Origin of the sequence: Sphingomonas hylomeconis (assembly GCF_025370105.1) — a bacterium.
Lineage (GTDB): Bacteria > Pseudomonadota > Alphaproteobacteria > Sphingomonadales > Sphingomonadaceae > Sphingomonas > Sphingomonas hylomeconis.
In genome coordinates, this window is the sequence record NZ_JANQBK010000014.1 from 48,390 (window position 1) to 60,610 (window position 12,221).

The 12,221-nt window shown below is 67.0% G+C and carries 12 protein-coding genes; 5 read left to right on the forward strand and 7 right to left on the reverse strand.

Features of this window, described 5'->3' with window-relative positions:
• Positions 1 to 31: 31 nt before the first annotated feature.
• Together NV401_RS14540 and NV401_RS14545 are read right to left on the reverse strand one after the other, a co-directional pair.
• A complete protein-coding gene (locus tag NV401_RS14540) occupies positions 32 to 934 on the reverse strand; it encodes an LOG family protein (protein ID WP_261295166.1) in 903 nt (300 codons plus the stop codon).
• A gap of 183 nt (positions 935 to 1,117) precedes the next feature.
• Complete coding sequence (locus NV401_RS14545) at positions 1,118 to 1,780, reverse strand: extensin family protein (protein WP_261295167.1); 663 nt, start codon at positions 1,778 to 1,780, stop codon at positions 1,118 to 1,120.
• Positions 1,781 to 1,962: 182 nt separating this feature from the next.
• Between NV401_RS14545 and NV401_RS14550 the strand changes: the two genes are divergently transcribed.
• From NV401_RS14550 to NV401_RS14570, 5 genes are all read left to right on the forward strand, one after another.
• Complete coding sequence (locus NV401_RS14550; RefSeq protein ID WP_261295168.1) at positions 1,963 to 3,096, forward strand: phosphoserine transaminase; 1,134 nt, start codon at positions 1,963 to 1,965, stop codon at positions 3,094 to 3,096.
• A gap of 137 nt (positions 3,097 to 3,233) precedes the next feature.
• On the forward strand, positions 3,234 to 4,811 hold the full coding sequence (serA, locus tag NV401_RS14555; RefSeq protein WP_261295169.1) for a phosphoglycerate dehydrogenase: 1,578 nt from the start codon (positions 3,234 to 3,236) through the stop codon (positions 4,809 to 4,811).
• 60 nt (positions 4,812 to 4,871) lie between these two features.
• Complete coding sequence (locus NV401_RS14560) at positions 4,872 to 5,243, forward strand: endonuclease domain-containing protein (RefSeq protein ID WP_315369642.1); 372 nt, start codon at positions 4,872 to 4,874, stop codon at positions 5,241 to 5,243.
• A 68-nt stretch (positions 5,244 to 5,311) separates the two neighbouring features.
• Positions 5,312 to 6,418 carry an ATP phosphoribosyltransferase regulatory subunit gene (locus NV401_RS14565; protein WP_261295170.1) on the forward strand — a complete coding sequence of 369 codons (1,107 nt, stop codon included), beginning with the start codon at positions 5,312 to 5,314 and terminating at the stop codon, positions 6,416 to 6,418.
• A gap of 109 nt (positions 6,419 to 6,527) precedes the next feature.
• Complete coding sequence (locus tag NV401_RS14570; RefSeq protein ID WP_261295171.1) at positions 6,528 to 7,817, forward strand: adenylosuccinate synthase; 1,290 nt, start codon at positions 6,528 to 6,530, stop codon at positions 7,815 to 7,817.
• Between the two features lie 47 nt (positions 7,818 to 7,864).
• Here NV401_RS14570 and NV401_RS14575 read toward each other — a convergent pair whose 3' ends face one another.
• From NV401_RS14575 to NV401_RS14595, 5 genes are all read right to left on the reverse strand, one after another.
• The gene (locus NV401_RS14575; protein WP_261295172.1) at positions 7,865 to 8,182 is read right to left on the reverse strand and encodes a hypothetical protein; all 318 of its coding nucleotides are present in this window, start codon (positions 8,180 to 8,182) and stop codon (positions 7,865 to 7,867) included.
• A gap of 109 nt (positions 8,183 to 8,291) precedes the next feature.
• Positions 8,292 to 9,368, reverse strand: a complete 1,077-nt coding sequence (gene aroC / locus NV401_RS14580; protein WP_261295173.1) for a chorismate synthase — start codon at positions 9,366 to 9,368, stop codon at positions 8,292 to 8,294.
• 71 nt (positions 9,369 to 9,439) lie between these two features.
• Entirely contained in the window at positions 9,440 to 10,243 is an 804-nt protein-coding gene (gene fabI, locus NV401_RS14585; protein WP_261295174.1) for an enoyl-ACP reductase FabI, read from the reverse strand.
• Positions 10,240 to 11,220 carry a YihY/virulence factor BrkB family protein gene (locus tag NV401_RS14590; RefSeq protein ID WP_261295175.1) on the reverse strand — a complete coding sequence of 327 codons (981 nt, stop codon included), beginning with the start codon at positions 11,218 to 11,220 and terminating at the stop codon, positions 10,240 to 10,242. The genes fabI and NV401_RS14590 overlap by 4 nt, the downstream gene beginning before the upstream one ends.
• A gap of 19 nt (positions 11,221 to 11,239) precedes the next feature.
• On the reverse strand, positions 11,240 to 12,178 hold the full coding sequence (locus tag NV401_RS14595; RefSeq protein ID WP_261295176.1) for a DnaJ C-terminal domain-containing protein: 939 nt from the start codon (positions 12,176 to 12,178) through the stop codon (positions 11,240 to 11,242).
• Positions 12,179 to 12,221 lie beyond the last annotated feature (43 nt).

The following is a 12,221-nucleotide window of genomic DNA, read 5'->3' on the forward strand; positions in this document are numbered from 1 at the left end:
CCCCGGAACAGCTCCGGGGTGACGGCGGGCGTCACTCTACCGTGGCGTCGTCTTCGTCGCCCGGCTCGGCATAGAAGGTCTGCACGACCTCCCACGCTTCGTCCGCCGTCTCGACGAACGTGAAGAGCCCGAGGTCGCGCGGCGAGATCACGCCTTCCTCGACCAGCGCCTCGAAATTCACCACCCGGTTCCAGAATTCCTTGCCGAACAGCAGCACGGGAATCGGTTTGATCTTGCCGGTCTGGATCAGGGTGAGCAGTTCGAACAGCTCGTCGAACGTGCCGAAGCCGCCGGGGAAGGCGGCGAGCGCGCGCGCGTGGAGCAGGAAATGCATCTTGCGCAGCGCGAAATAGTGGAACTGCATCGACAGCGACGGCGTGACGTACGGGTTCGGCGCCTGTTCGTGCGGCAGCACGATGTTCAGCCCGATCGATTCCTGCCCGGCATCGTGCGCGCCGCGATTCGCCGCTTCCATGATCGACGGACCGCCGCCCGAGCAGACGACGAAGTGGCGCTTGCCTTCCTCGTCGAGCGGGCATTCGCTGACCTTATAGGCAAGCTCGCGCGCGACATCGTAATATTTCGACTTGGCGACGAGGCTCTCGGCGATGCGGATCGCCTGTTCGGTGCCGCCCTCGGCGCTGCGGGCGAGATCGAGCAATGCCTGCGCCTTGCTCGGTTCGGGGATGCGCGCCGAGCCGTACATCACGAAGGTGGAGGCGATGTTCGCTTCCTGCAGGATCAATTCCGGCTTGAGCAGTTCGAGCTGGAAGCGGATCGGGCGGAGATCCTCGCGCAGTAGGAAATCCATGTCCTGGAAGGCGAGGCGGAAGCTCGGGCTCTCGGTTTGGGGGGTATGGACACCGGCGCTGGCGGTCTCGGCATCCTGGCGGGCGCGCGGAAAGACGCGCGAGGGAACGTGAGTTTCGGTCATTGGTGGCGCCTAGGGGATTTTTGGGCCGGTTTGAACCCCCCGGGGCAGCGCCAGTGGGCCGCGTTGCGCTCCTCATTGGCGTCATCCTGAACTCGATTCAGGATCCATCGCGCCTCAGAGTCGATCGTCCGAGGGGAGGGCTGGATCCTGACTTTCGTCAGGATGACGGCAGGGGGGAGCAGTTCAGCGGCAGAATGTCGCGCGATCGTCCTCGAGATGGAGATGGTTGTAATGCGCCGCATTGTAATCCGGGCTGAGCACGGTGCCGAAGCGCCGGCAGGCGGATTTGCGGATCGTCTGCAGGAAATCGCGCACCGCCGGATCGGCGGAACGCCAATCGCGCTCGATGCTGATCCGCCGCCCGTCGCGCAGGATGAAGGCCGAGACGTCGATGGCATTGCCGCTGGCATGGCCCGACAGCCGCGCCGGGCGGCCGGCCTGGCCGACGACGTTGCGGCAGGCATAAGTGCCCATCGTCTCGACCCGCACCACGTCGCTGCCGAGCATCTGGCGCGCGGCGGGGGCGATGGCGTTGCGCGCCCAGCCGACGAAGCCGCGCGCGACGCCGCAGCGCATGCCCTTGATGCCCGCGACGGGCAGGCCGATGTCGATCAGCTGGACCGCGCCGATCAGGGTGCATCCGCCGCCATAATCGCGATCGGGCAGCGGCGAGAAGCGGATGCCTTCGCGCGACAGATCGGCGAAGCAGGCGCGCGTCTCCTGCGAGGTCGGCAGGTTGAGCGTGACCGGTTTCGATCCCGCCGGGCGCGGCGGCGGGCGGCGATCGTCGCCGCCGCCGCAGGCCGACAGCGCCAGAGCAAGGAGAAGGAGGGCGATGCGCGTCACCCGGTCGCTATCTCCCTCGCGTGGTTAACCGCGGCCTAACGCGCCGGACGGTTTGGGACGAGTGGAGCCGGGGTGCGACCAAGCGAACGGGCTTTCGTTTGACATCGATCGGCCAGTCGTTAGGAGCGGCGCCGGGCCACGCGGTCCCAACGCCGCGCGTGCTCTCTGTGAGGAGAGACTACATGACTGACTTACCTGCCGCCCCGGCGATCAAGCCGGCGCGTCCGCATTTTTCTTCCGGCCCGTGTGCGAAACCGCCCGGCTGGTCCCCCGACAAACTGGCCACCGACGTGCTCGGTCGCTCGCACCGCTCGAAGATCGGCAAGACGCGTCTGGCCTATTCGATCGATCTGATGCGCGAATTGCTCAGGCTGCCCGACACGCACCGCATCGGCATCGTGCCGGGGTCGGACACCGGCGCGTTCGAGATGGCGATGTGGACGATGCTGGGCGCGCGCCCCGTCACCACGCTGGCGTGGGAGAGCTTCGGCGAGGGCTGGGTGACCGATGCGGTCAAGCAGCTCAAGATCGACCCCACCGTGATCCGCGCCGATTATGGCCAGTTGCCCGATCTCACCGCCGTCGACTGGTCGAACGACGTGCTGTTCACCTGGAACGGCACCACCAGCGGCGTGCGCGTGCCGAATGCCGACTGGATCCCGGCCGACCGCGAGGGCCTGTCCTTCGCTGACGCCACCTCGGGCGTGTTCGCTTATGACATCGACTGGGCCAAGATCGATGTCGCCACGTTCAGCTGGCAGAAGGTGCTGGGCGGCGAGGGCGCGCACGGCGTCCTGATCCTCGGGCCGCGCGCGGTCGAGCGGCTGGAAAGCTATACGCCGGCCTGGCCGCTGCCCAAGGTGTTCCGCCTGGTCTCCAAGGGCAAGCTGACCGAGGGCGTGTTCAAGGGCGAGACGATCAACACGCCGTCGATGCTCGCGGTCGAGGATGCGATCTTCGCGCTGGAATGGGCGAAATCGGTCGGCGGTGCCGACGGGCTGATCGCGCGCAGCGACGCCAATGCCGCGGCGCTCGACAAGATCGTGGCGGAGCGGGACTGGCTCGGCCATCTCGCGGCCGATCCGGCGACGCGCTCGAAGACCAGCGTGTGCCTGACGGTCGCGGGCGCGGACGAGGCGGCGATCAAGGCGTTCGCCGGGCTGCTCGAGAAGGAAAAGGCGGCGTATGACATCGCGGGCTACCGCGATGCACCGCCGGGCCTGCGCATCTGGTGCGGTGCGACCGTCGACACCGCGGATATCGTCGCGCTCGGGCCGTGGCTCGACTGGGCCTATGCGAGCGTGAAGGCCGCGTAACTGCTTCTCCCTCTCCCCGCTTGCGGGGAGAGGGGCAGTCCAGCACGCCACCTCCCCCGAATTCCCCACTTCCCCTCTCCCCGACCCTCTCCCCGACCCTCTCCCCTGAAGGGGAGAGGGAGCAGAAGGAAAAAGCCATGCCAAAAGTCCTTATCAGCGACGCGATGGACCCCAAAGCCGCGCAGATCTTCCGCGAGCGCGGTGTCGAGGTTGACGAGATCACCGGCAAGACGCCCGAGGAAGTCATCGCAATCATCGGCCAGTATGACGGCCTGGCGATCCGCAGCTCGACCAAGGTGACCAAGGCGATCCTCGCCGCCGCGACCAACCTCAAGGTCATCGGCCGCGCCGGGATCGGCGTCGACAATGTCGATATCCCCGCCGCCAGCGCACAGGGCGTGGTGGTGATGAACACGCCGTTCGGCAATTCGATCACCACGGCGGAGCACGCCATCGCGCTGATGTTCGCGCTCGCCCGCCAGCTGCCCGAGGCGGATGCCTCGACCCAGGCCGGCAAGTGGGAGAAGAACCGCTTCATGGGCGTCGAGCTGACCAGCAAGACGCTGGGGCTGATCGGCGCGGGCAATATCGGCTCCATCGTCGCCGATCGTGCGCTGGGGCTCAAGATGAAGGTCGTTGCGTTCGATCCGTTCCTGTCGCCCGAGCGCGCGCTGGAGCTGGGCATCGAGAAGGTCGAGCTGGACGACCTGCTCGCCCGCGCCGATTTCATTACTTTGCACACGCCGCTGACCGACCAGACGCGCAACATCCTGTCGGCGGAGAATCTCGCCAAGACCAAGCCGGGCGTGCGCATCATCAATTGCGCGCGCGGCGGACTGATCGACGAGGTCGCGCTCAAGGCCGGGCTCGATTCGGGGCATATCGGCGGTGCGGCACTCGACGTGTTCGTATCCGAGCCGGCGAAGGAATCGCCGCTGTTCGGCACGCCCAACTTCATCTCGACGCCGCATCTTGGCGCGTCGACCAGCGAAGCGCAGGTCAATGTCGCGATCCAGGTCGCCGAGCAGATGGCGGATTACCTGATGACCGGCGGCGTGACCAACGCGCTCAACGTGCCGTCGCTGTCGGCCGAGGAAGCACCGCGGCTCAAGCCGTATATGGCGCTGGCCGAGAAACTGGGCTCGCTGGTCGGGCAGCTGACGCACGGCGCGATCGGGCGGATCTCGATCCACAGCGAGGGCGCCGCGGCCGATCTCAACCAGAAGCCGATGGTGTCCGCCGTGCTGGCGGGCTTCCTGCGCACGCAGACCGACACGGTCAACATGGTTAACGCGCCGCTGCTCGCCAAGGAGCGCGGCATCGAGGTGCGTGAAGTGCGCACCGAGCGCGAGGGCGATTACCACACGCTGCTGCGCGTCTCGGTCAAGACCGATGCCGGCGAGCGTTCGGTGGCGGGCACGCTGTTCGGCGATGCCGCGCCGCGGCTGGTCGAACTGTTCGGGATCAAGGTCGAGGCGGATCTCGCCGGGCATATGCTGTATGTCGTCAACGAGGATGCGCCGGGCTTTATCGGGCGGCTGGGGTCGCTGCTCGGCGAGCAGGGCGTGAACATCGGGACGTTCCATCTCGGGCGGCGTTCGGCAGGCGGTGAGGCCATCCTGCTGCTGTCGGTCGACGAACCGGTCACGGCGGACCTGCTCGGCAAGGTTCGCGCGCTGGCCGGCGTGCGCACGGCGATGGGATTGTCGTTCTGAGTTGACGAGCGCACCTTCTTCTCCCTCTCCCCTTTGGGGAGAGGGTCGGGGAGAGGGGCCGTGCCAAGAACGCACCAAGAGCTGTTGGCGCGCGCCAAATGGATGCGCAGCAACCCCACGCCGGCTGAAGCCCGCCTCTGGTACAATCTCCGCGCCAACCGCTTCGAGGCGGTGAAGTTCAGCCACCAGGTCGTCATCTTCCCCTATATCGCCGACTTCGTTGCCCGCTCACAAAAGTTCGTTATCGAGGTTGACGGCGACACCCACGCAGACGACGGGGCTTACGACACCCGCCGCACCGCGTGGCTGGAACACCAAGGGTACCGCGTGATCCGCTTCACCAACGCCGACGTGATGAACAATCTTGACGGCGTCCTTGAAACGATCAGCGTTGCGCTCGGCACTGCCCCTCTCCCCGACCCTCTCCCCTGAGGGGAGAGGGAGAAGGGCGACACATGACCGGCCCTCTCCCCGCAGGGGTAGAGGGAGAAGGACGACGAATGACTGCTCTGCTTCCCGAAGGTTTTCGCGACCGCCTGCCACCGTTCGCCGATGCTGCTGCGCGGCTCGAGGCGGCGATTTTGGGGGCGGCCTATGCGCATGGCTATGAACGCACCGATCCCGCGCTGGCCGAATTCGAGTCCGGTCTCTCCGGACGCCTGAAGGCCGCCCGCGCGCAGGATGCGGTGCGCTTCGTTGATCCGGTGAGCCAGGCGACGCTGGCGATTCGCCCCGACATGACCGCGCAGATCGGCCGCATCGCGGCGACGCGCATGGGGCATCACCCGCGGCCGGTGCGATTGTCCTATGCCGGCCCGGTGCTCAAGCTGCGCGCCTCTCAGCTCAGCCCCGAACGTGAACTGCGCCAGATCGGCTGCGAGCTGATCGGGCTCGATACGGTCGCCGCGGCGGTCGAGATCGTGCAGGTCGCGGTCGCAGCGCTGGAGGCGGCGGGCGTCACCGGCGTGTCGATCGACTTCACCTTGCCCGATCTGGTCGCGACGCTCGCCGCCGGGCCGCTGCCGCTCGACGCCGCGCTGATCCCCCAGGTGCGCGACCGGCTCGATGCCAAGGATGCCGGCGGCGTGGCGGACGTGGCACCGGCCTATCTGCCGCTGATCGAGGCGGCCGGTCCGTTCGACGCGGCGCACGACCGGCTCTGCGCGCTGGACGCCAAGGGCGCGCTGACCTCGCGGCTCGACGGGCTGTGGCGCATCGCCGAGAGCGTGCGCGGCCGCGTTGCGCTGACGCTCGATCCGACCGAGCGGCACGGCTTCGAATATCAGACCTGGCTCGGCTTCTCGATCTTCGCGGACGGCGTGCGCGGCGAGATCGGCCGCGGCGGCAGCTATACGATCGTGCACGAGAATGGCGCGGAAGAAGCGGCGATCGGTTTCTCGCTCTATGCCGACGCGATCGTCGCGGCAGGGATCGGCGACATCGAACGCAAGCGGCTGTTCGTGCCGCTGGGCACCGAGGCGGGGATCGCGGCACGGATGCGCGGCGAGGGCTGGGTGACCGTCGCGGCGCTGGAAGCGGGCGATACGCCGGAAGCGCAGCTGTGCACGCACCTGTTGCGCGACGGCGTGGCGACCCCGCTGGGTTGACAGCAGCGCGGGCGCCCGGCAGAGGCGCGCTCGCAGTTTAATCTCCCTCGCGTGCCGAGCCCTGTCGAAGGGCGCGCGGGGTTAGCCGGCAGGCGGAGGACTGTACCAAGTGGCCAATGTAGCAGTGATCGGCGCCCAATGGGGCGATGAGGGCAAGGGCAAGATCGTCGACTGGCTCGCCGAGCGCGCCGATGTCGTGGTGCGCTTCCAGGGCGGGCACAATGCCGGCCATACGCTGGTCGTCGGCGAGAAGGTCTACAAGCTGTCATTGCTGCCGTCGGGGATCGTGCGCGGTACGCCTTCGGTGATCGGCAATGGCGTGGTGCTCGATCCTTGGGCGCTGAAGGCCGAGATCGAGAAACTGACGGCGCAGGGCGTGGCGATCACGCCCGACACGCTGATGATCGCCGACAATTGCGCGCTGATCCTGCCGTTCCACCGCGATCTCGATTCGCTGCGCGAGGACGCCTCGGGCGCGGGCAAGATCGGCACGACGCGGCGCGGGATCGGCCCGGCTTATGAAGACAAGGTCGGGCGGCGGGCGATCCGGGTGTGCGACCTGGCGCATCTCGATGCGCTCGACGCGCAGCTCGACCGGCTGACCGCGCATCACGATGCGCTGCGCGCCGGGTTCGGCGAGCCGCCGATCGATCGTGAAGCCTTGGTCGAGGAACTGCGCGGGATTGCCGCCTATGTGCTGCAATTCGCCAAGCCGGTGTGGCGCGATCTCAATGCGCTGCGCGCGGCGGGCAAGCGCATCCTGTTCGAAGGCGCACAGGGCGTGTTGCTCGATGTCGATCACGGCACCTATCCGTTCGTCACCTCGTCCAACACGATCTCGGGCACGGCGGCGGGCGGCTCGGGCCTCGGGCCGAGCGCGGTCGGCTTCGTGCTGGGGATCACCAAAGCCTATACCACGCGGGTCGGCTCCGGGCCGTTCCCGACCGAGCTGGAGGACGAGACCGGCGAGCGACTGGGGCAGCGCGGGCATGAATTCGGCACGGTCACCGGGCGCAAGCGGCGCTGCGGCTGGTTCGATGCGGTGCTGGTGCGGCAATCGGCAGCGGTCGGCGGGATCACCGGCATTGCGCTGACCAAGATCGACGTGCTCGATGGGTTCGACGAGATCCGCATTTGCACCGGCTATACGCTGGACGGCGAGACGCTGGACTATTTCCCGTCGCATGCGGCCGACCAGGCCAAGGTCGTGCCGGTCTATGAGACGATGAAGGGCTGGCATGAATCGACCGCCGGCGCGCGTAGCTGGGCCGATCTGCCGGGGCAGGCGATCAAATATATTCGCCGGATCGAGGAATTGATCCGCTGCCCGGTGGCATTGGTTTCGACCAGCCCGGAGCGCGAGGATACGATCCTGGTGCGTGATCCCTTCGCCGACTGATACGAAAAGGGCCGCGACTTGCGTCGCGGCCCGTTTGTTACCGGCTGTTAGCGCGGCTTCTTCTTCTTGCTCTTCTTGCCATCGGTCGTCGCCGGATCCGGCGCCGTCGTGGTCGTCGTCGTCGCGGAGTCGACGGTGGTCGTGTCGGCCATCGGCGCCGCCGGATCGACCGGAGTGGTCGTCGTCGTGCTGTCGGTGGTCGTCGTCGTGGTATCGCCGGGCATCGGCGCGGCGGGCGGCGTCTGGGTTGGCGCCGTCTGACCCATCGTCTGGCCCGGGGTCGCCGGGGCAGGCGTCGTGGTCTGCGCAAGTGCTGCAGTCGAAAGGCCAAGTGCGGCAACGCCGATCAGGGTCTTGATATGCATAAATAATCTCCTGCCTGTTTAATCAGGTCAGGGTAAGAACGTACTACTTGCCTAAAAGACGCTCGGTCTGTCCCTCGCACCTAACCGTTCGCCTGCTTGTCGCCGCTATTCAGCCGCATTGTGCTCGATGCAGCAGTTTCTGGTCGGCCAGGACCAGCGCCATCATCGCCTCGACTACCGGCGCGCCGCGAATACCGACGCAGGGATCGTGACGGCCCTTGGTCCTGATCTCGGTCGCGGCACCATCGCGGTCGATCGTCTCGACCGGCGTCAGGATCGAGCTGGTCGGCTTGAACGCGACGCGCACCGTCACCGGCTGACCGGTCGAGATGCCGCCGGCGATGCCGCCGGCATGGTTGGCGAGGAATTCGGGACCGTCGGCGCCGGCGCCCCCCGGGCGCATCGCGTCGGCATTGTCCTCGCCGCGCAGGGAGGCGGCGGCAAAGCCGTCGCCGATCTCGACGCCCTTCACCGCGTTGATGCTCATGCAGGCGGCGGCCAGTTCGCTGTCGAGCTTGGCGTAGAGCGGCGCGCCCCAGCCGGCGGGCACGCCTGTCGCCTCGCAGGCGATCACCGCGCCGAGCGACGAGCCCGATTTGCGGGCCGCGTCGATCAGCGCTTCCCAGCGCTCGGCCGCGGCGGCATCGGGGCAGAAGAACGGGTTCCGGTCGATCTGCGCGGGATCGAAATTGGCCGGATCGATCGCGTCGCCGCCGATCGCCTCGACCCAGGCACGGATGCTGACCTCGGGGATCACCAGCCGCGCCACCGCGCCCGCGGCGACGCGTGCGGCGGTCTCGCGCGCGGAAGAACGACCGCCGCCGCGATAATCGCGAAAGCCGTATTTCGCGTCATAGGCGTAATCAGCATGGCCCGGGCGATACGCCTTGGCCACCTCCGAATAGTCCTTCGAGCGCTGGTCGACATTCTCGATCATCAGGCTGATCGGCGTGCCCGTGGTGCGGCCCTCGAACACGCCGGAGAGGATGCGGACCTGATCCGGCTCCTGGCGCTGCGTGGTGAAGCGCGACGTGCCGGGGCGGCGCTTGTCGAGCAGCGGCTGGATATCGGCTTCGCTGAGCGCAAGCCCCGGCGGGCAGCCGTCGACCACCGCGCCCAGCGCCGGGCCATGGCTTTCGCCCCATGTGGTGAACCGGAAGACGCGGCCGAAGGTGTTGTAGCTCATGCCGCTGTCTCTAGCGGCATTTGCCGGTCCGTGTCAGCCTCCGCACCGCCGAAAGATCGGCGGCGGGCACGTCATACCAACGCGATATCCGGCGCGTCTTCCGCCTTCATGCCGATCACATTGTATCCGGCATCGACATGATGCGTCTCGCCGGTCACGCCGCTTGCCAGATCGCTGAGCAGATACAGGCCGGCGCCGCCGACATCCTCGATCGTCACGTTGCGCTTGAGCGGCGAATTGAGCTCGTTCCATTTCAGGATCAGGCGGAAATCGCCGATCCCGCTGGCCGCGAGCGTCTTGATCGGGCCGGCCGAGATCGCGTTGACGCGAATGTTCTCGCGCCCGAGATCGACCGACAGATATTGCACGCTGGTCTCCAGCGCGGCCTTGGCCACGCCCATCACGTTGTAATGCGGGATGACCTTTTCCGCGCCGTAATAGCTGAGCGTGAGCAGCGCGCCGCCGTTCGGCATCATCGCCTGGGCGCGCTTGGCGACCGCGACGAACGAATAGACCGAGATGTTCATGGTCATCAGGAAATTGTCGAGGCTGGTATCGACATAGCCGCCGCGCAGCTCGTTCTTGTCGGAAAAGCCGATCGCATGGACGACGAAGTCGATCGTCGGCCAACGTGCGGCGAGCGTGGCGAAGCAGGCGTCGAGATCGGCCATGTCGGAAACGTCGCAGGGAATCAGGAAATCCTGCCCGAGCTGCGCCGCCAGCGGGCGCACGCGCCTCTCCAGCGCCTCGCCCTGGAAGCTAAACGCCAATTCGGCGCCATGCTCGGCCAGCTTCTGGGCGATCCCCCAGGCAAGCGACTTATCGTTGGCGAGCCCCATGATCAGCCCGCGCTTGCCCTGCATCAATCCGTTCACGCCGTCGCTGCCTCCGCATCCGTGCCCGACATCGGGGCATCCATCGTCGGCTCCTTTACGACGGGTTCGGGAGGTTCCGCCAGTGCCGCGTTCAAATGCGCGCCGAAAACGAGGCCGAGGCCGATCAGGTAGAAGAACAACAGCATCACGACCACGCCGGCGAGGCCGCCATAGGTGAGATCATAGCCGCCAAGCTGGCTGAGCACGAAGGGCAACCCCGCGGTCATGCTCACCCACCACGCCGCGGTGAACAGCGCACCGGGCCATTTGGGGCATTTGCCGTAGCGATATTTGGACGGCGTGACCAAATAGAACAGCATGTAGAGCGCGCCGAACATGACCAGCCCGGGGATGACCCGCGACAGGCCGACCCAGCCGGCGGCATCCTGCGCGAACGGCACGAGCCGGTAGATGAACTGCTCCGCCGCGGTCAGCAGGCCCTGCACCAGGAACGAGATCAGCGCCAGGATCACCGAGGCGACGATCGCCAGGCTCAGGCCGAGCCGCGCGCGCCACATCGGGGCGCTGCTGACCGTGCCATAGGCCTTGCGGAAAATATCGCGGATCGTCTCGACGAAGCTGCCGACGGTCCACAGGCCAACCAGAGCGCCGAGCCACAGCAGCGACCCGGTCCGCGCGGCGAGCACGTCGCTGATCGGCTTGCGCAGCAGATCGCTGACGTCTGGCGGCAGCACGTGCAGGAAGGAATTGACCGTGCGGACGGTTTCCTCGCTCTGCCCGAAGAGCGACAATACCGCCGCTGCGACGATGAAGAACGGAAACACCGTCATCAGCGTCAGGTAAGCGAGATTGCCGGCATACATGAAGCCGTTGGTATAAACGCCAACCCCGGCGCGCTTGAACACGCGCCAGCCATAGGCGAACGGCTTGACCGCGGGCGGGGCGGCTTCCGGGTCGGCCCCGGCTTCGCCATGTTGTGCGCGATGTTCGGGCGAAGCAGGTGAAATACTGGTCAAACTTTGGTCCCTCTGCGGCTCAGACGCCCAGATTGGCCCGTGGGTTCCTCCGGTCGTCCCAAGTGCGGACGAATTCCGCCAGCGCTTCGTCGGCGGCGGGCACATCGACCATCAGTGTGACGAGCTGGTCGCCGCGGGTCCCATCCTTGCGATGGAAACCGCGGCCACGCAGGCGCAGCGTCTTGCCCGAGGTCGAGCCGGCCGGGACGGTGAGCTTCACCGCCCCTTCGACGGTCGGCACGGGAACGCCGGCGCCGAGCACCGCCTCGGCCAGCGTGACCGGCAGATCGAGCCGCACGTCGTCGCCATCGCGCGTGAAGAAACGGTGCGACTGGACATTAATCGTGACGATGCCGTCGCCATTGCCGCCCGGACCGGGATCGCCCTTGCCGGAGAGACGCATCTGCATGCCGTTCTCGAACCCGGCGGGCAGCTTGATGTCGATCGTCTTGCCGTCGGCCAGCCTCACGCGCTGTGGGCTGAGCGTGGCGGCATCGGTGAACGGCACGTTGAGCTTATAGGCGACATTGCCGCCCTTGGGTGGCGGCTGTCGGCGCCCGAACCCGCCAAAGCCGCCGCCCAGGCCGCTGGCAAACCCGCCGCGTTGCCCGCCACCGAACAGGCCCTCGAACAGATCGTTGACATCCGCGCCGCCGCCGCCGCCGCCGAAATCCGTGCCCTGAAACCCACCGGGCGTGCCGCGGCTGCCCTGGCCGAAGCCGAACGGCGCGGCGGGATTGCCGTCGCCATCGATCTCGCCGCGATCGAAGCGCGCGCGCTTGTCCTTGTCGTTGAGCAGATCATAGGCCTGCGTCGCCTGGCTGAAGCGCTCGGTCGCCTTGGGATTGTCCTTGTTGCGATCCGGATGCAGTTCCTTGGCGAGCTTGCGATACGCCTTCTTGATGTCGGCCTCGCTGGCGGTGCGTTCGACGCCAAGCGTTTTGTAGGGATCGGCCACGGTGTTCCTCTGCAGGTTGGTTTGCGTCTATTTGGGGGATGGA